This window comes from Leptolyngbya sp. AS-A5, assembly GCF_039962495.1.
GTDB lineage: Bacteria > Cyanobacteriota > Cyanobacteriia > Leptolyngbyales > Leptolyngbyaceae > Leptolyngbya.
This window is the reverse complement of sequence record NZ_JAMPLL010000003.1, coordinates 197,933-216,578: the sequence shown is the minus strand read 5'-3', so window position 1 is coordinate 216,578 and position 18,646 is coordinate 197,933. Positions and strand designations below refer to the sequence as shown.

The following is an 18,646-nucleotide window of genomic DNA, read 5'->3' as shown; positions in this document are numbered from 1 at the left end:
AGGGCAATGCAACATTTTGTTCTAGGTTAATGTTCTAAGCTAAAAGGGCGGTTTCGCTGGTCGATCGCGTTAATGCAGCAAAACAATGATCGATCTTAGTTAATAGTTTTGGTTAATGCCCTGAGATGTTAGCTCGAATCGTTTGATTCTCCTCAGGTGTTTTAGAGGTAGTGCTATCTGCAAAGGGATCAGGTTGATCCACATTCTGCCCTTGCGGTAAGACATCCGCTACAGTTGCTTCGTTAGAACCCAGGTATTCTTCCTGCAATGGATCTTCCTTCGCCGCCTGCTTAAGTGCGCTTGGGTTGGGAGTTTGAAAGGGAATATCCTCTTTCTCAGACACTTTCTCGCTCATAGTGCAGTTCGCATGGTAAATGGTCACTCTAAACCATAAAACTGTGATAAAACTCCTACACCTTGCAGAAGAGGTAGGTGCTTTCGATCAATCCGATGCGATCGTAGACCTTCACCTCTAGAAACTGCTTGGCTAGGTGAAACCAATCAAACCAAAGCGAAAAAACCTCACACCGGCACCCGCCTCAAACCAAATCAGAATTAACTTCCAATTCTTCTGGAATTTCCTCAATCTCAGGCAGCTTTTCTAACGTTAATCGCGTTTGATTCGAGCCGCCCAAGATCTTGAGCAATTTCGGTTTTGGATCATGCAGTAAGTAAATTAATCGATCCCCCACTTGCCAAGTTAGATCTGCTAGACAAACCTGTAAACTCTGATCACGCTCCAACAATACAGGCAACAGCGTTTCTGCTTCAGCCATTGCTCTAAGTCGGGCTTGCTGCGCCTCAAAATTCTCTAATTTGAACTCAGTTTCACCCAACTTAACGGCACTGTCTGACAAAAATTGATTCCAAGTTTTCAGGTTAAATTGCGGGGTAAATGCAGGCTGAATCTTCACTGAAGCGGCAGAATCCGCCGGAAAAACCGAGACAACACGCGGCGGCGCAAACTCTTCGATCGCCCGTTGCGCCAGCACTAAATTCACTTCACCATTGTTCGTCATCGCTAGGAAGGTTCCCACAGATGCCAGTCCCGCTTCTTCTAAGACATCGGTATCTAACGCACTGCTGATAAATATTCTGAGATCTGCATCGGTGGGATAAGAGTCGGGAGCAGTATCAATCAGCGCAACAGACTCACCTCGATCGCGGAACAATCGCGCAATCAGCAAACTTAGCGGACTACACCCAACAATCACCGCACCTGTTGTATCTTCTGCAGTAATTTTTAATAGGTTAGCGATCGTTTGTGCGCTCACAGACTGCAATACGACCGTCAATATAATCGTTAAAAATACCAGCGCTTTAATCGAATCACCGCCGTTAATTCCTCGTTGCGTTAACAAAATTGCAAAAATCGATGCCACAGAAGCCGCAATAATTCCACGAGGCGCAACCCAACTGAGAAAGATTTTTTGCCGCCAATTCAAATTGCTATTCCACGTACAAGCAAATACATTCAAGGGACGCACAACGAACATCAGCACGAATACCGTTAACAGTCCACCCCAACCCAGCGCAAAAATCCCTGGAATGGATAAATCTGCCGACAATAAGATAAACAACACCGAAACCGCTAGCGTGGTTAATTGTCCCTTAAATCGCTTGAGCAATCGTTCTTCCGGTAGCGCAAATGCACGCAATACAATCCCTGCAACCACTGTCGCCATCAATCCCGCTTCACCGCGAATCGTTTGCGCTAACCCAAACAACCCCCACAATCCTGCTAGTACCACCAGCGTTTTGAGATCATCGGATAAAAATGTCGCTCTCCTCAACAAAGCGCCCATTAATCCTGCCCCGATCGCCCCAATTCCCGCCCCAATTCCCAACCGCACAATCAAATCGATCGCAACACCGATTAAATCGGACTGCCCATTCAGCACCACATTCAGCACCACCACCGCTAGAATCGCGCCGATCGGATCAATCAACACCCCCTCTCCTTCTAAAAGCGTTGCCACCTGTCGATCGACTCTCACATACCGCAGCAGCGAGTTAATCACCACAGGCCCCGTCACCACTACCAATGCCGCATACACAAACGCGATCGACCAGGGAAATTCACTCAACATATGGGCTGCGATCGCGCCCCCCAAAATCGAAATCAGCACCCCGATCGTCACCAAATTCCGCAAGCTGCCCGACACGCGATCGAGTTCCCGCAATTGCAGATTAAACCCACCCTCAAACAAAATCACCGCCACTAACAGCGCGATCAGTACCTCTAATCCGGTGCCCAACTGATCCGGGTGCAGCCAATTTAGCCCACTCGCCCCCAGAATTACCCCAAACAGCAGCAAAAACACGATCGCTGGAATTTTTAGCCATTCTGCCACCACCTGAGCGCCAATTCCCGCCATCACGGTCACGACGATCTGCAAAGTAAGTTCAAGCGTGGCATCCATAGCGGCAGAAAAGGGGGACAAAATAAAAACGTTTTCCCGAACTTCTGTCCTCATTGTGCGACCAACGTGACGCAAAAAGTTGCCGCGATCGCAAATTAGATTGCGAAATTGCAACCAAATCGCGGGTTTTACTCAATATTTTGTAACTGCTCGACACGAATTCGGCGATCGCGCTTTATGGGAACATGAAGGCAGTCAACGATTCACAAAGATTTAAGAAAATGGCACAAGATCAAAAACCGACCGTGGTGATTACGGGTGCTTCCTCTGGAGTCGGCTTGTACGCTGCAAAGGCTTTGACCCAAAGAGGTTGGCATGTGGTGATGGCTTGTCGGAACTTGGAGAAGGCAAACAATGCTGCACAGTCTTTGGGGATGTCACCCGATAGCTATACTCTGATGCACATTGATCTGGGGTTACTCGACAGTGTTCGCAAGTTTGTTGATCAGTTTCGCCAAAGTGGAAAATCTCTCGATGCACTGGTTTGTAATGCAGCCGTGTACTTACCTTTGCTCAAAGAACCACAACGCAGTCCCGAAGGGTATGAGATCAGTGTGGCAACCAACCATTTTGGACATTTTCTATTGTGCAATTTGATGCTGGAAGATCTGAAGCATTCTGCTCACGCTGATCCGCGTTTGATCATTCTTGGAACAGTGACCGCAAACTCGAAAGAACTGGGCGGAAAGATTCCAATTCCGGCTCCGGCAGACTTAGGGAATTTGGAAGGCTTCGAGGCAGGGTTTAAAGCTCCGATCGCAATGATCGACGGCAAGAAGTTCAAAGCAGGTAAAGCTTACAAAGATAGTAAGTTGTGCAACATGATCACGGTGCGCGAACTGCATCGCCGCTATCACGATTCCACCGGAATTGTATTTAACTCCCTATATCCGGGCTGTGTTGCAGATACTCCATTGTTCCGCAATAGCTTACCTGTGTTCCAAAAAGTCTTCCCGTGGTTCCAAAAGAACATTACCGGGGGCTATGTGTCTCAGGAACTTGCAGGAGAGCGCGTGGCACAGGTGGTTGCTGATCCTGAGTTTAAGCAATCGGGTGTGCATTGGAGTTGGGGCAATCGCCAGCAAGCCGGACGCGAATCCTTTGTGCAAGAGCTTTCTGAGAAAGCAAGTGATGACGCAAAAGGTAAGCGGATGTGGGAGTTGAGCGAGAAGTTAGTGGGTCTAGCGTAGTGGATAGTGAGCGATCGCTAAAATGCGCTTTGTATTTTGGCGATCGCTCACTATTATCAGTAGACTTCTTGCGTGAATACTTTGCCTCACCCTAACTCTTTCCCCCAGGGAGAGCTGCAGGGCTGATTTATTTTTCTCGGGCGATTTCTCCACCTGCGAATTGCACAACGTTAAGCTTAATCGTCGCCCTCGTCTGATTGCTCGATCTCAAGCTCAATGGCTTGTTTCTCCGCAGGCTCGATCGTCTGTTCAATCTCGATTGCTTCCTTTTCCTCTGGCTCAAACTCAGCTGCTTGTGCTTGTGGTAATGCCCTTTCAACCTGTGCAGGCAACTCTAACGGCTGAAGCTCGACCAACTCTGGCAAAGCCACTAGCGGCTTCTCGACTTCTTTGACCGTGATTGGAATCTGTAACGGCTGGAGTTCTTCGACCCAACAAGTTGCGATCGGTAACGTCTGATCCAAATCGTCTAGCGCTCTCGGAATCACCATGACAGAATGCAGTTCTCCGACTCGCTCAGCCTCTTGCATTCCGACCTCAACCGCCATCGCCACATTCGCCACGGTTCCGCGAATGATCGCAGTACACAAGCCATCGCCGATCGTGTGATACGCCGTCAAAGTCACATCGGCAGACTTGAGCATCGCGTCGGCTGCCGCCACCATCGCCGGAAAACCGCGAGTTTCAAGCAGCCCGACTGCGAGATTACTAAACTGATTGGTACTATGTTTGCCAATCATTGCAGCAAGTTTACTGCCAATCGGTAACACTTCATCCAAATTTGGCATCGGGCGCGGAATAATCACCGTCGAAACCTTCATGCCGAATTGCTCAACGGTTTCGGCTCCCACTTCCACCGCCAACCGCACATCCGAAATGCCGCCACGCACCACCGCCGTACAGTAACCGCCGCCGATCATTTCATAGCCAACCAGCGTCACACCGGATGACTTCAGCATCATGTCAGCAGTGCCCACGATCGCGGGAAAGCTTTGGGTCGAGACAAGACCAAGGGCCGTATTGAGAAACTGATCTTGGCGGTTCATGGGCACAGGGATGTAACTGTCCCTTTCATCTTACTCTGTCGGAATTTCCTTGCAAGCGCCAACCTTCCGGTAACAAGGCTGTAATGCAGTTAAAGCGGCGAGATTGAGCAAGCCCAATCTCGCCGCTCCCGGTTTATGCCGTCACGATGTACGGAGAATCGACTGATGCAACTCGTCCATCTCTGAGCAACGTTTGATAAACCATTGCCGAAACATCGGCGCGGGTCGCTTCTCGGTTAGGGTTGAACTGCTTCTGATTTGGATAGTTCACGATGATATCTGCCTGAACTGCTGCGGCTACTCGGTCTTGCACCGATTGCGGAATTGCACTGCGATCGTCTAACACCGCCAAGATATTTGCATTGGCAGACGGAATGCCAAACCCACTTGTCAGCGACAAGACTAATTGCAGCCGCGTGACATTCTGATTCGGCTTGAAGGTTCCATCTGGGAAGCCGGAAATAAATCCAGCGCGGTAAGCTTGGTCGATCGCACTCCTCGCCCAGAAATCTCCAGGCACATCCGCGAAGTTAATCCCTGCTCGCTTTGGCGCTGGATTGAATGCCCGCGCAATCAAGGTGGCATACTGAGCGCGAGTCATCGCTGCATCGGGCTTAAAGGTGCCATCGGCAAATCCTTGAATCAAGCTCTGATTGGATAAGCCCAGAATGAAATCTTTTGCCCAATGATTTGTTACATCAATAAAGGCGATGTTGGTTGCATCAGGATTGACAATGTAAGCGGATGCGATCGTCGGTGCTTGACTCAGTGCCACTAACGATTGATAAATAAACGTCGTCACTTCAGCACGGGTAATTTCCTGCAAAGGGCGCAGTTGTGACAAGTTTGGATAGTTCACCACTAAGCGGCGCTGCGTTGCGGCAGCGACTTTATCAGTGGCAAAGCTCGGAATCTGAGCGCGATCGCTATACAGTGCCAGCAGATTTTGCGTCCCACCAGATAGCCCTAACCCATTGACGAGGGCAACGATCGCTTGCGTCCGAGTGAGATTTAAGCCAGGTCGGAAAGTCCCATCTGGGAATCCAGTAATAAAGCCCATGCGATTCGCTTTTGTGATCGCTTCTGTTGCCCAGAAATTTGAGGGCACATCAGAGAAGTTAGTTGCAGGTTGCTTCAGCGGCAAATTAAAGCTTTTCGCCACGATTGCAGCAAACTGAGCGCGGGTTAATGAATTCTCTGGCTTAAAGGTATTGTCTGGAAATCCAGTGACCAGATTTCGACTCACGAGCGATTGGATAAATGCTTCTGCCCAATGCCCTCTGATATCCGTCAATCCAGCCGTCGGAGTTGGAGTCGGAGTCGGAGTAGGTGTTGGAACTGGCGTGGGAGTCGGAGTCGGAGTAGGTGTTGGAACTGGCGTGGGAGTCGGAGTCGGAGTAGGTGTTGGAACTGGCGTGGGGGTCGGAGTAGGTGTTGGAGTCGGGGTTGGAACTTGACTCACCACGAAATCGACTGCGCCTTGAACTCTCGATGCATTTAATTGATTCCCGACAGAGACGATCGTAATTTGGGGATTCGTCGCATTCTGAAGATCGAACTCGCCGTTATCGCGGATGGTATTACCGCCGGGATCTTGACTGCTGCCTAAATTCGGGGCGCTGCTTGCTAAGATGACAACGCCGCTTTCGGTATTTCGCTCGATCGTATTGCCCCGCAACACTGGACGCGCTGCATTACTCAACACGATACCAGCGCGGTTCTGAAACACTCGATTTTCAAGGATTAATGGTGCCGCATCATCGCCGATCGCAAGTCCAAACCCAGTGTTCTGACAGACATTGCGCCGGAATTCCCCTTTGGCATTGCGAGAAAAAGAAGCACCATTGGCATCGTTTTGTACAAATACGCAATCGGTCACAATCGGATTTGCCGTTCCAGTGGCAAACACACCCTCACGTTTGCAGTTAGTGAAGGTGCAATTGGCGATCGTCGGAGCCGTTGATTCTGCCCAAGCGCCTGTTCCGCGTGAATTCGGATTTGTTACCGTCACACCGCGTACCTGAGCATTGGTTTCGAGCCGGAAGGTGATATTCTGTCCTGCCCAAGTCGGACTCAAGAAGTTCCCGCCTCCTTGAACTAAAATCCCACTGCCTTTATTCGACTCGTTACCGATCACCGTCACTCCAGACGGGATCACGATCGGGAAAAATTCACCGCTTTCTGTGCTGTAAGTTCCGGGAGCGAGTTGAATCGTAGTGCCAGAGCGGGCTTGTTGAAGAGCGCGGGCGATCGTTTTGAGCGGAGCCGATGACGTTCCGGCAGCACCATCGTTACCGCTACTAGGATTGACAAAGAGAATGGGAGAGCCTGCTTGAACCATAACGTTTTAAGCGTGAATAGGTAATCTTGTGAAATGCAACAGAAAGTAAATCAGCGATTCCAGGAAGCTTCAAAAGTAATTCATGATACTCATTTGCGCCCAAGTCGCACACAGATTTGTTAAGAAACTTCGAGTAAGAGAATATTGAAGTCAAATCTGCACTTCTCTGCCTTTCTCTAGATGGATTTTTGGATCAAATGCTTACGTTATGGTTTTGATGCATTTGTGATTTTCAAACCACCGAATTTTCAAACCACCAATTGACTCATAAAGATTAAAACATTGCCAAGGAGCGCGCAACTCCAGCGCGATCGCCTTTTAAGTTATTCCTAGTGTCGTTTGTACCTTTGAGAACTCGTGCTTGACTCTCTTCTCCCACCGCTCAACGAGCATAATTTGCCGTATCCCGATACCATCCATCCGATCGTGGTGCATTTTGTCATCGCGATGGTGTTGTTTGCGTTCGTCTGCGATATGGTTAGCTACTTTACTCGCAATCCAAAATTGGCAGAGGTCAGCTGGTGGAACTTGGTATTTGCTACAGTCTCTATCTTTATTGCAGTCATTTTTGGACAAATTGAAGCGGGACTTGCAGAGCCTTATGATGCAGCCGTCTCGACGTTGAATCTACATTCCATCCTGGGTTGGTCGCTGTCTGGAGTTTTGGCAGCCGTGACCGGATGGCGCTATGTCCTTCGACTGCAGAACAAACCCCAGCTTCCAACCCCTTATATTGTTGCCAGTGTTGCGCTGGTGGGACTGGTCATTGCTCAGACCTACTTAGGGGACTTATTGGTATGGGTTTATGGGCTCCATTCTGTTCCCGTCGTAGAAGCCACAAGAGGAGGACAACTGTGATGACCAAAACAGAACTCCTAGATCAAATGGCGGGTCAGCTAGGAGCGAATCATTTACCGTATGTGATCCCAATCCATCCCAATCTGGTGCATTTAACCTTGGGACTGTTCATTGTGGCGATTTCGTTTGATATTGTTGGGGTGCTATTTCCGGTGGATAAAGCCCTATTTAAGTATTTGGCGATTCCGGTCACGCGATCGGGCTTGTTTGATGTGGGTTGGTTCAATATGGTAGGAGCGGCTGTGATTACCTTCTTCACCGTTGCTTCTGGCTTTTATGAAATGCTGCTCGCTGATCCGCTCCCCGATGTTAAAAGCGTTTGGGGGCTACAGGCACTCGAAACAATGATCTGGCATGGCGTGGGTGGCGTATTGCTGCTAACTCTGATCGTGGGCATGACCGTGTGGCGAGGATTTCAGCGCTTCGCTTGGCGGAAAGACATGGCGCGCCAAGTGCAGTGGAGCTACATTGCGGTGGGTCTTCTGATCTTTCTGATTATGTTTGTTCAAGGAACATTGGGAGCGCACTTAGGCGGCGAATTTGGCATTCACACCACAGCAGATCAATTGATTAAAGCAGGCGAAAACCCCGATCTTAAACTGTAGAAGCTCATGAAACTCCGCCCGATTTTAGTAATTAGTGCCTTTGTCGCTTTTCTAACGACTGCCAGTTTCTGGATGGCAAAGCAGGCGTACTCCTGGTTTCCACCGCAGGCTTCGGCTGAGGCAAAACTGTATGATGAACTATTCAGCATTCTGACGGGGATCGGAACGTTTATTCTGCTTGGCATTTCGTTGGTTGTGTTGTATTCGGTGTTGTTTCAACGTGCCGAAAAGTATGACTTTAGCGATGGCCCGCACATTGAAGGCAATACGACGATCGAAATCGTCTGGACAGCGGCTCCCTTACTGTTAGTGCTGTGGATTGCAACCTATAGCTATCAAATCTATGATGCAATGGCGATTCGAGGTCCAATGGAACTGGTGCATCTTCACAATCCTATGGAGATGCAAGCCGCATATGCCGTTAATTTAAACGAAGTGAAGCCAGGTCTGCCGACCGAGAACATTGATGTCACTGCGAAACAATGGGCTTGGGTATTCCGCTATCCCGCTCAGAGCATTACAAGCACAGAGCTACATCTACCTGTCGATCATCGCATTCATCTAACCTTGCACTCAGATGATGTGCTACACGGATTCTATGTGCCTGCATTCCGGTTAAAGCAAGATGTGATTCCGAGTAAGATGATCGACTTTGAGTTCACGCCGATTCGGGTGGGCAAATACCGACTGCGCGATTCACTCTACAGTGGCACTTACTTTGCCTCGAATCAAGCCGATGTTGTGGTTGAATCCCAGGAAGACTACGATCGCTGGTTAGCCGCTGCCACAAGTCAATCTCCCACTCCCGCCTTTAATCCCGCTGCCGCAGAACACGCCCGCAGTGCTGAGAAAAACGTAGTTCGAGGTTGGAAAACCGTGGAACCTGCACCGCCTCCGGTTGTGAACTTTGCACCCAAACAAGAACCGACTAGCCCTGCTGCTTAGCAAATTAAAATAACTGGATAAATTGCGATGACGAATGTTCCTGTAGAAGCGATCGAGGTCGCCCGCCAGCAACCGTATCCTGGTGCGCCCGATAACTGGAAGCGATTTTTCACCTTCAGCACCGACCATAAGGTGATTGGGATTCAGTACATTGTGACGGCGTATGTCTTCTTTTTGATCGGCGGATTGCTGTCGATGATCATGCGCGGTGAATTGATTACACCCGAAGCAGATTTGGTCGATCGAACAGTTTATAACGCATTGTTCACAATGCACGGTTCGATCATGCTATTTATGTGGACGTTTCCCGTATTGGTGGGATTGAGTAACTATCTAGTACCCTTGATGATTGGGGCGCGAGATATGGCATTCCCAAGGCTGAATGCGGTTTCGTTCTGGATGATTCCTGTGGTTGGGATCTTGATGATCGCGAGCTTTTTTGTTCCGGGGGGTCCTTCACAGTCAGGATGGTGGGCTTATCCACCTGTTAGCTTACAAAATCCCACCGGAAACCTGATTAATGGTCAGGTGCTATGGATTCTTGCAGTTGCGATTTCTGGGGTGTCCTCGATTCTTGGTGGCGTGAACTTTGTCACGACGATCGTCAGAATGCGTGCGCCCGGAATGACTTGGTATAGAACGCCTGCGTTTGTCTGGTCAGTGTTAGCTGCACAGCTCATTCAGCTTTATGGACTGCCTGCCCTGACTGCCGGAGCCGTAATGCTATTGTTCGATTTAACTTTAGGAACGAGCTTCTTTGCGCCAGAGCGGGGCGGAAATCCAGTGCTGTACCAGCACTTTTTCTGGTTCTATTCCCATCCTGCTGTGTATGTAATGGTGCTCCCCGTGTTTGGGATGTTCTCCGAGGTGCTTCCGGTCTATGCGAGAAAACCTTTGTTTGGGTATCGAGTGATTGCTACTTCATCACTCATGATTACCTTCGTTAGCGGCTTAGTGTGGGTGCATCATATGTATGCCAGTGGGACTCCCGGATGGATGCGAATTCTGTTTATGTTTACCACGATGCTTGTTGCCGTTCCAACTGGAGTTAAGGTGTTTGGATGGGTGGCAACGATTTGGGGCGGAAAGCTGCGGTTGACGACCTCGATGTTGTTTGCTCTTGCTGGAATCACAAATTTTGTGTTTGCTGGTATTACTGGGGTGATGCTGGGATCAGTGCCGCTCGACATTCACGTCAACAATACTTACTTTGTGGTGGCTCATTTTCATTACGTGGTTTACGGCACGATCGTCTTTGGGATCTATGCAGGTTTGTATCATTGGTTCCCGAAAATGACCGGGAGAATGTATTACGAAGGACTTGGAAAGCTACACTTTGCGCTGACTTTCATTGGCACAACCTTGTGTTTCTTCCCAATGCACTTTGCGGGATTGATGGGAATGCCGCGCCGAGTTGCTTCTTATGATCCTGAGTTTGCGCTGTGGAATGTGATGGCAAGTATCGGTGGATTTTTGCTCGGAATCTCAGTGTTACCCTTCATTCTGAACGTGGTGAGTTCTTGGATTCAGGGGGAAAAAGCACCGAACAATCCCTGGCGTGCGATCGGTCTCGAATGGCTCACTACTTCCCCGCCTCCGGTCGAGAACTTTGAAAAAATTCCTGTGGTGATTTCACCGCCTTATCAGTACGGCAAAAGTCAACCGCTTATCGAGAATCAGTCCGAGATTGTCCCCGCTGATGGAGTAACGACATGACCGCAGAAAGTTCGATCGCGAAATCTATAGAAGCCGATATTCGCTCCGAGCAGGCACACGAGGAAGCAGAAAACAGTAAGTTCGGCTTTATTGTGTTCCTGCTGTCTGAGAGTGTGATTTTTCTCAGTTTCTTTATTGGCTACAGTGTTTTCAAAACCAGTAACTCTGATTGGTATCCACCGGGAGTCACTCCTCTAGAGACAAGAGAGCCGTTGATCAACACGATCGTTCTTGTTTCCAGTAGCTTTGTGATCTATGTCGCTGAACGATATCTGCATGATAAAAAGCTCTGGGGCTTTCGACTATTTCTGCTAGCAACAATGGCAATGGGGGGTTACTTCCTTTATGGTCAAGCCGTTGAATGGAATCAACTGAGCTTTGGACTGACCTCTGGCGTATTCGGTGGATTGTTTTATCTATTAACCGGATTTCATGGCTTGCACGTTCTCAGTGGAATTTTGCTGCAAACGATCATGATTGGTCGATCGTTTATTCCCGGTAACTACGACAGTGGTTACTTTGGCGTAGAAGCGACCTCTTTGTTCTGGCACTTTGTCGATGTCATCTGGATTATTCTGTATGTTCTGATTTATGTCTGGCAGTAGGAGCAGCGCCATGATTATTGATGATCAATTCTATGATGTGATTATTGTCGGCACAGGCGCAGGAGGCGGCACTCTGGCGCGTAAGCTTGCTCCTACAGGTAAAAAGATTCTAGTTCTAGAGCGTGGCTTTTTCCCGGTGCGAGAAAGCTCCCAAACTCAGGACATCGAACTGTTTAAAAAAGAACAGTTTCACGCCCCGGAACAATGGTACGACGAGAATGGAGAGCCGTTTTATCCGCAAACGAGCTATTGTGTCGGCGGTAATACGAAGATCTATAGCGGAGTCTTGATGCGAATGCGCGATCGAGACTTTGAAGCCGTTGAACATCAAGACGGCATTTCTCCAGAATGGGGCGTAAAATACTCAGACTTCGAGCCTTATTACACTGAAGCTGAAAAGCTATACCAAGTTCACGGCAAGCTAGGGGACGACCCGACAGAACCTACGCACAGCGAAGACTATCCATTTTCTGAAGTTGCACATGAATCGCACATTCAAACCGTGTGTGATGGACTTTCCAAACAAGGCTTACATCCCGCTTATTTACCTCTGGGCATCAATCAGCAAGGGAGAACTGATGCCGAAGATACAGGGATTACTCCGATTCTAGACTATGAGAATGTGACGCTGAAGACTTCTGCTCAAGTTGTTTGTTTACATACCAATCCTTCTGGCACAGAAATCAAAGCTGTTGAAGCTAAGGTTGGTGAACAATCGTATCTCTTCCTTGGGCATATCATTGTGTTGTCTTGTGGTGCGATCAACTCTGCGGCATTGCTATTACGATCGCAAAACGAAAAGCACCCAAACGGCATTGCGAACCATTCCAATCAAGTCGGACGCAATCTAATGAAGCAACAGCTATCGGTTGTGGTGCAACTGATGGCAGACGCGAACTGTGGACTATTCCAGCGCACCCTTGGAATCAATGATTTTTACTGGGGCGATGGTGATTACACCTATCCAATGGGTCATGTCCAGAACTCAGGTGGCATCTTGCAAGATGTGATTTTTACCGAAGCACCTCCGGTTCTCTCTGCGATTTCGCGAGTGCTGCCCGGATTTGGAATTCGCCAATTGGCAACGCGATCGCTCGGTTGGTGGTTACAAACTGAAGACTTACCGAATCCCGACAATCGCCTCCGCTTCGTCGGAGATAAGCTGCACATCGACTACACCGCCAACAATGTGGAAGCACACGATCGCTTAGTCTATCGCTGGATTGATGCGCTCAAACAAGTCGAAGCTTCCCAGCCTTCAATGTTCAATCGCGCTGCCCATCCTCGCAGTGATATGCCGATTCAGGTAGTGGCGCATCAATGTGGTACCTGTCGATTTGGCGAAGATCCCAATACTTCCGTGTTAGATCTCAACTGTCGCACGCATGAAGTCGATAATCTTTACGTGGTGGATAGTAGCTTTTTCCCATCGAATGCGAGTGTGAGTCCGTCGCTTACCGTGATGGCGAATGCGTTGCGCGTGGGCGATCATCTGGTTGAGCGGTTGAAATAACGATCGCGCCATAATAGTTCTATTGAGTTGGGGAATTGTCGATGTCTCAAGATTTGCTGAACGACGAAGACATCATCACAGAACTAGACATCAGCCATCTGATGATCGAGGACGATACCCCAGTGAACAACTTTCAACCTGAAAAACATCAACGGCTGTTAGTCGAACCGCTTTACAGTTCCAAAGCGCTGCCCGCTCCCTTCCTAGCGGCTGCAAATGTTGGCTTATTTTACAAGCTGAAGGGCGATCTGATCGTCCCCGATGTGATGCTGAGTTTGGGCGCGCAATGCGCTGACTTCTCAGAACGACGAAACCGCTCCTACTTTGTGTGGGAGTTTGGTAAAGTCCCAGAAGTTTGCATCGAGATTGTTTCCAATCAGGAAGGAGATGAAGTCGCGCTCAGCCAAAAATCCCGCCAGAAGGGAAAAGCGACAGCGAAAAAAGACATTTATGCTCAAATCGGTGTCCGTTGCTATGTGGTGTTCGATCCGCTCCAGCAAATTCAAGCCGATATGAATGGCGCACTACTGCGCGTGTGGGCGATCGCACAAAGCGGTTATGTCGAATTGACCCCACCAGAGGGACTCTCCCAACCAGGGTAATTCGTCTGGCTCGAAGCCGTTGGATTAGGCTTGTCACTCTGGGAAGGACAGTTTGAAGACGAAGTGATGCGGCTGTGGTTGCGGTGGTGCGATCGTTCCGGTCAGGTGATTCCGACTGGAGCCGAAGGTCTAGAAATCGAGCGTCAACGCGCCGAAATCGAACGCCATCAAGCCGAAACAGAACACCAACGCGCCGAACGACTAGCTGAGCAGCTCCGGGCACTAGGGATTGATCCCGATGAAGGTTAGGGAAGAAGTAGCGATCTCACTCACGATCGCTACTTCCCACCTCAAAACTGAAACGTCGCCCAATCTGGCTCTCGCAGATATTCCACCATGTTGTTAAACTTGCGGAACTCTGCTTGATGAATCCAGAACTCATTATCGGGATAGTTGTCTAACCAGTCTTGGTTCAACTCATCAAACGTTTGACTTAATTGAGCGCGATCGAGATCCGTTGGCAGCTTGCCAAAATAGCCCAGCGTAATGTGTGGCGTGAAGTAGTATTGCTGCTCGATGCCAATCTCGATTAGACCTGGATTTTGATAGATGGATCGCCGGAATTTCAAAATCCGCTCGTATCCTGAACTATCAACCGTTGCCAGGCAAACCGCGATCGCTCTTGCCATCACCATCAATCCGACCACCTGGAATCGAATCGCCTCTCCGGTGCCAATCGGCTGAGACTGACGGAAACTACCCGCCACACGATCGCGCAAGCGCTCATCAAATCCCGGCGATTCTGCCGCATGAAGATACGCGCCATTCCAGATAAGATCCGCAACCGTCACATGAAAACTGTCTGCTGGAATCGGCGCAAACATCTCAGCCCCTAGCGTTTGGGCAATCCGATTCTGGTAATGTTTCAGAGACTCATAGAGACCCCGATTTTTGCCGTCTTCAGATCCAGGCGGCGTAATCACCGTGTAGCCGGGAAACGCAGTCGGAAGCCATACATCCTCCAGGGAGCGCTGAAACTTTGGGGACTTTTGGATGTGCTGCACCTGAGACTTGTAAGTGTCCGGCAGGGTTAACCGCATCACGCGATTGAGGAAAGTTTGATAATTCTCGTCCAATGTGCGATCGCCTCGCGCCGTAAATCGATAAATTAGAAATCCATTCTTAAATCTAACGGTAAAGTGTCATCCTACTACGAGAGATTTAACGATCGGGTATTACTCTAGGGCAACGGGAAGCGAAGATCAGTATGGGGATTTACTTTTATTGGGGCGAGGATAGCTTTGCGCTCTCTCAAGCCGTGAAGCGCCTGAAACAAAAGATACTTGACCCAATATGGGAAAGTTTTAATTTTGATAAATTCTCGTCGGATCAAAGTGATGCGATCGCTCAAGCGCTGAATCAGGCGATGACTCCTCCATTTGGTGCCGGAAATCGCCTCGTCTGGCTCTCAGAAACAACTCTAGCGCAACGCTGTCCTGAAGATGTCCTAACTGAACTCGATCGCACCCTCATCGCCTTGCCTGAAACGACAACGCTTCTATTGACCAGTTCGACCAAACCCGATGGACGGCTAAAATCAACCAAACTGCTCCAGAAGTACGCGACCCTTGAAGAATTCGCCCTCATTTCACCTTGGAAAACTGAACTAATTAGCAAACAAGTGCAGCGAGTTGCACAGGAATTAGATCTGAAACTCACGCAAGGCGCGATCGACTACATTACCGAAGCTGTCGGCAACGATACGCGCCAACTTTACAGCGAACTCGAAAAGCTCAAAGTGTTCGCAGGTGAATCCAATAAGCTGCTGAATGAAAGCGCGATCGCGCCGTTAATCACTGCCAGTACACAAAGTTCACTGCAACTGCTGACAGCAATTCGGCAGGGAAAAACAGCAGAAGCATTAGAGCTGGTGAGCGATTTACTGCGGCAAAATGAGCCAGCTTTGCGAATTGTGAGTACGCTGGTTGGGCAGTTTCGCCTGCGACTCTGGATCAAGCTGATGCTGGAATTAGGAGAGCGAGATGATCGAGAAATTGCTAAAGCTGCGGAGCTAAACAACCCAAAGCAGCTTTACTATCTCAAACAAGAACTCTTCTCAACTTCACTCATCCAACTGCAAAGCGCTTTGCCCTTGCTGCTCAATCTAGAATTCAGCCTCAAGCGGGGTCACGATGAAACGATCGCCCTTCAAACCAAAACGATCGAACTGTGTCAAATTTTCCGAAGCCGCTAAACTTCATCGGGATCAATTCCCAGTGCTCTCAGGCGCTCTGCTAAGCGTTGCGCTTTTGATTCGGGCTTCATCTGCTCTCAGACGCTCGTTTTCCGCTCGCTCTGCACCTGTCGGAATCACTTGCCCAGATCGATCGCACCACCGCAAACATAATCGATTGGCTAATACCTAGCTCCGTGACGATTTCATCAGTATTGAGAAGTTGACCCGTCATGAGTAGTCCTCAAACTCGATAATTCATTATTGTCCAATCCTGGCTGTAAATCGGGCGCATCTGAAAGTTGGGTAGTGAAGATCCGGGTGAACGGCGACAGAAATCATGGGAGTAGAGCCAGCCGCCCGAACTTTTTTAACCTTCTTCCCGTTTTCTGGAACTTCTTGCAAGTAAAATAATTCAGATTCCTTGTACCTCTCTTGTGTGCTAGTTCCCCGAATGTCACACCGTCTTATGATGAACCGTGATCTCTCTTCTCTCTCTTGCTGGTTAGTCAAACGCTCGATCGTGTTAGGAGCATTCTCCTCGATCGCAGTTTTAGCAGGCTGGGCACCGAATCTATCGGCTCCCTCGATCGCCCAGATGTTTGATTCTTCCGCATCCGCTCAGGAATCTTCATTCACTCGATATGTCCGTTCTGCAGTTGCCCTGGAACAACGTAGACAAGCCCTGCAAAGTCAACTCCAACAAGCCACAGGCGGAAATGTGCCCAGTGGCGTTTGCCAAAACATCAATCAAGTCAACGGAGGGGCGCGGGATCGAGTTCGTGGCTTGTGTCAGCAGTTTCGCCAGAGTTTTTACGATATTCTCGCAAGCCAAAATCCCAAACTCACGCCGGAAGAATTTAATTCGTTCCAAAGCCAAGTTGGAAGTCGTCAGATGTGCGATCGTGTTGCCCAAGAAGCTCGTCGCCTAAAGCTTGGTGAGATTAGCTGCAAAGACGCAAAATAGCAAACCTCCCTATCACTAAACACGGTAGAAGAAATCCCCTTCTAGCGTGTTTTGTATTAATTTACACGCCGTGTTTTAAATCGGAGTACGATCGCAGCGGCGATTCGAGCAATGCAGAATGAAGACAGCAAAAACGGCGAAGCTGGAATCATTCACACAGCACTGAAAGCTGGCGTAAAAATATCACCCGACTTAGAAGCTTATCTAAATCGGGTGGAAGATGAGATCGAGCTTATGATTGCTCGACCACTAAAATAGGTACTTTAATTAGAATCCCATTGCTCCCGCAACCGCACTTAAATCAGGGTCAATTCCTTGCTTGAAGTTATTTTCGCTGAACTTGATTGCTGAATCCGGGTCTTTCAAACCGTTTCCAGTCAGGACACAAACGATAGTTGCCCCAGTTGGAACTTGATCCTTCACCTTTAGCAATCCTGCTACTGATGCAGCACTCGCAGGCTCACAGAAAATGCCTTCATTCGCTGCCAGCATTCGATAAGCTGTCAGAATTTCTTCATCAGTCACGGCATTAAAGCTGCTTTGGCTTGCATCTCGAACCGCGATCGCTCGATTCCAGTTCGCCGGATTCCCAATCCGAATCGCCGTTGCTAAGGTTTCTGGATGCGTAAATGGTTCTCCCTTGACCAGCGGAGATGCACCTGCCGCTTGGAACCCCATCATTTTTGGCAATTTCGACGATCGACCTTCCTGGTGGTACTGACAAAATCCCATCCAGTACGCGCTAATATTTCCGGCATTGCCCACCGGAATACAAAGCCAGTCGGGGGCATCACCCAAGACATCAACGACTTCAAATGCCGCCGTTTTTTGTCCTTCTAGACGATAGGGATTTACCGAATTGACCAAAGTAACGGGATAATTCTGAGACATTTCTCGCACGATTTCTAAGGCGCGATCGAAGTTGCCTTTAATCGATAAAACTTCGGCTCCATATAACAGCGCTTGCGCTAGTTTACCCAAAGCTACATAGCCATCAGGAATCAGTACAAACGCCCGCATTCCACCGCGACGAGCGTAAGCTGCCGCCGCTGCTGAAGTATTTCCGGTACTTGCACAGATCACCGCTTCTGCCCCTGCTTCCTTCGCCTTTGAGATCGCCATTGTCATACCGCGATCTTTGAAGCTTCCCGTTGGATTCAAGCCGTCGTACTTGACAAAAACTTGCACCTGACGACCGATCGCTTGCGAGATTGCAGGCACCGGGATCAAGGGCGTATTGCCTTCGTGCAGGGTCACAACAGGCGTTTGATCGGTTACGGGCAGGTAGCGTCGATAGCCGTGAATTAAACCGCGCCAGGGTTGGACTCTAGGCAGTTCTTCAGAGGGAGAGGGATTTGCAAGAGACAGGCGTAAGGTCACAGGAATCAATCTTTAGAGGGTGAAATACAGTGGCAATATTCTAGTGTACTGTGTTTAGCGGCTTCAAATGCAGCCAGATTTTAATCGTTAATCACCAGATTCTGTGATTTCGGAATTTCTTCTGGAACTGAGGGAATCTGCTATCGTCTAAAAGTGGATACCAGAATACAAACTTCTGTTAAGTTTGAGTTAAGATCTTCTGGTGGTGTGAGTAAGTACAAATTACTAATCAATATGAACGCTTCAAACGGACAACTTAGTAACACTGCGGTCTGCGGTTCT

Annotated in this window: 16 protein-coding genes and 1 pseudogene; 11 read left to right on the top strand and 6 right to left on the bottom strand. The window is 49.0% G+C overall.

Going from position 1 to position 18,646, the window contains the following annotated elements:
- Positions 1-112: 112 nt before the first annotated feature.
- Positions 113-355 carry a hypothetical protein gene (locus NC980_RS05660; protein WP_190377799.1) on the bottom strand — a complete coding sequence of 81 codons (243 nt, stop codon included), beginning with the start codon at positions 353-355 and terminating at the stop codon, positions 113-115.
- 184 nt (positions 356-539) lie between these two features.
- Complete coding sequence (locus tag NC980_RS05655) at positions 540-2,423, bottom strand: sodium:proton antiporter (RefSeq protein ID WP_190377798.1); 1,884 nt, start codon at positions 2,421-2,423, stop codon at positions 540-542.
- Between the two features lie 221 nt (positions 2,424-2,644).
- Between NC980_RS05655 and NC980_RS05650 the strand changes: the two genes are divergently transcribed.
- Positions 2,645-3,613, top strand: a complete 969-nt coding sequence (locus NC980_RS05650) for a protochlorophyllide reductase (RefSeq protein WP_190377797.1) — start codon at positions 2,645-2,647, stop codon at positions 3,611-3,613.
- Positions 3,614-3,789: 176 nt separating this feature from the next.
- Here the strand turns inward: NC980_RS05650 and NC980_RS05645 are convergent, their stop codons facing one another.
- Together NC980_RS05645 and NC980_RS05640 are read right to left on the bottom strand one after the other, a co-directional pair.
- The gene (locus tag NC980_RS05645) at positions 3,790-4,659 is read right to left on the bottom strand and encodes a BMC domain-containing protein (protein WP_190377796.1); all 870 of its coding nucleotides are present in this window, start codon (positions 4,657-4,659) and stop codon (positions 3,790-3,792) included.
- Between the two features lie 133 nt (positions 4,660-4,792).
- A complete protein-coding gene (locus NC980_RS05640; protein WP_190377795.1) occupies positions 4,793-7,000 on the bottom strand; it encodes an S-layer homology domain-containing protein in 2,208 nt (735 codons plus the stop codon).
- A gap of 357 nt (positions 7,001-7,357) precedes the next feature.
- Here NC980_RS05640 and NC980_RS05635 point away from each other — a divergent pair, with 357 nt between their 5' ends.
- From NC980_RS05635 to NC980_RS05605, 7 genes and pseudogenes are all read left to right on the top strand, one after another.
- Positions 7,358-7,858, top strand: a complete 501-nt coding sequence (locus NC980_RS05635) for a DUF2231 domain-containing protein (RefSeq protein ID WP_347272624.1) — start codon at positions 7,358-7,360, stop codon at positions 7,856-7,858.
- Positions 7,858-8,463, top strand: coding sequence for a DUF2231 domain-containing protein (locus NC980_RS05630; RefSeq protein WP_190377794.1), 606 nt, complete (start codon positions 7,858-7,860; stop codon positions 8,461-8,463). Before NC980_RS05635 ends, NC980_RS05630 begins: the two co-directional genes overlap by 1 nt.
- 6 nt (positions 8,464-8,469) lie before the next feature.
- On the top strand, positions 8,470-9,408 hold the full coding sequence (locus NC980_RS05625; RefSeq protein ID WP_190377793.1) for a cytochrome c oxidase subunit II: 939 nt from the start codon (positions 8,470-8,472) through the stop codon (positions 9,406-9,408).
- Between the two features lie 27 nt (positions 9,409-9,435).
- Entirely contained in the window at positions 9,436-11,124 is a 1,689-nt protein-coding gene (gene ctaD / locus NC980_RS05620) for a cytochrome c oxidase subunit I (RefSeq protein WP_190377792.1), read from the top strand.
- Positions 11,121-11,729: a heme-copper oxidase subunit III gene (locus NC980_RS05615; protein ID WP_190377791.1), complete on the top strand. Its 609-nt coding sequence runs from the start codon at positions 11,121-11,123 to the stop codon at positions 11,727-11,729. Before ctaD ends, NC980_RS05615 begins: the two co-directional genes overlap by 4 nt.
- 10 nt (positions 11,730-11,739) lie before the next feature.
- Complete coding sequence (locus NC980_RS05610) at positions 11,740-13,242, top strand: GMC family oxidoreductase (RefSeq protein WP_190377790.1); 1,503 nt, start codon at positions 11,740-11,742, stop codon at positions 13,240-13,242.
- 41 nt (positions 13,243-13,283) lie between these two features.
- Positions 13,284-14,093, top strand: a pseudogene (locus NC980_RS05605) (Uma2 family endonuclease).
- 41 nt (positions 14,094-14,134) lie between these two features.
- On the opposite strand, the gene NC980_RS05600 reads toward NC980_RS05605, so the two are convergent.
- Complete coding sequence (locus NC980_RS05600; RefSeq protein WP_190377789.1) at positions 14,135-14,920, bottom strand: DUF1868 domain-containing protein; 786 nt, start codon at positions 14,918-14,920, stop codon at positions 14,135-14,137.
- Between the two features lie 131 nt (positions 14,921-15,051).
- On the opposite strand from NC980_RS05600, the gene holA reads away from it, so the two are divergent.
- The 3 genes from holA to NC980_RS05585 all read left to right on the top strand — a co-directional run bounded on the left by holA (position 15,052) and on the right by NC980_RS05585 (position 17,242).
- Entirely contained in the window at positions 15,052-16,038 is a 987-nt protein-coding gene (gene holA, locus NC980_RS05595; RefSeq protein ID WP_190377788.1) for a DNA polymerase III subunit delta, read from the top strand.
- Positions 16,039-16,471: 433 nt separating this feature from the next.
- Positions 16,472-16,984, top strand: coding sequence for a DUF4168 domain-containing protein (locus NC980_RS05590; protein WP_190377787.1), 513 nt, complete (start codon positions 16,472-16,474; stop codon positions 16,982-16,984).
- Between the two features lie 111 nt (positions 16,985-17,095).
- A complete protein-coding gene (locus NC980_RS05585) occupies positions 17,096-17,242 on the top strand; it encodes a hypothetical protein (RefSeq protein ID WP_190377786.1) in 147 nt (48 codons plus the stop codon).
- Positions 17,243-17,251: 9 nt separating this feature from the next.
- Here NC980_RS05585 and thrC read toward each other — a convergent pair whose 3' ends face one another.
- Entirely contained in the window at positions 17,252-18,319 is a 1,068-nt protein-coding gene (thrC, locus tag NC980_RS05580; RefSeq protein ID WP_190378024.1) for a threonine synthase, read from the bottom strand.
- Positions 18,320-18,646: the final 327 nt, after the last annotated feature.

Bases quoted from the DNA above. Each gene is read 5' to 3' on its own strand.
- NC980_RS05660 (WP_190377799.1), bottom strand. From the start codon at position 355: ATGAGCGAGAAAGTGTCTGAGAAAGAGGATATTCCCTTTCAAACTCCC.
- NC980_RS05655 (WP_190377798.1), bottom strand. From the start codon at position 2,423: ATGGATGCCACGCTTGAACTTACTTTGCAGATCGTCGTGACCGTGATG.
- NC980_RS05650 (WP_190377797.1), top strand. From the start codon at position 2,645: ATGGCACAAGATCAAAAACCGACCGTGGTGATTACGGGTGCTTCCTCT.
- NC980_RS05645 (WP_190377796.1), bottom strand. From the start codon at position 4,659: ATGAACCGCCAAGATCAGTTTCTCAATACGGCCCTTGGTCTTGTCTCG.
- NC980_RS05640 (WP_190377795.1), bottom strand. From the start codon at position 7,000: ATGGTTCAAGCAGGCTCTCCCATTCTCTTTGTCAATCCTAGTAGCGGT.
- NC980_RS05630 (WP_190377794.1), top strand. From the start codon at position 7,858: ATGACCAAAACAGAACTCCTAGATCAAATGGCGGGTCAGCTAGGAGCG.
- NC980_RS05625 (WP_190377793.1), top strand. From the start codon at position 8,470: ATGAAACTCCGCCCGATTTTAGTAATTAGTGCCTTTGTCGCTTTTCTA.
- ctaD (WP_190377792.1), top strand. From the start codon at position 9,436: ATGACGAATGTTCCTGTAGAAGCGATCGAGGTCGCCCGCCAGCAACCG.
- NC980_RS05615 (WP_190377791.1), top strand. From the start codon at position 11,121: ATGACCGCAGAAAGTTCGATCGCGAAATCTATAGAAGCCGATATTCGC.
- NC980_RS05610 (WP_190377790.1), top strand. From the start codon at position 11,740: ATGATTATTGATGATCAATTCTATGATGTGATTATTGTCGGCACAGGC.
- holA (WP_190377788.1), top strand. From the start codon at position 15,052: ATGGGGATTTACTTTTATTGGGGCGAGGATAGCTTTGCGCTCTCTCAA.
- NC980_RS05590 (WP_190377787.1), top strand. From the start codon at position 16,472: ATGTCACACCGTCTTATGATGAACCGTGATCTCTCTTCTCTCTCTTGC.
- NC980_RS05585 (WP_190377786.1), top strand. From the start codon at position 17,096: ATGCAGAATGAAGACAGCAAAAACGGCGAAGCTGGAATCATTCACACA.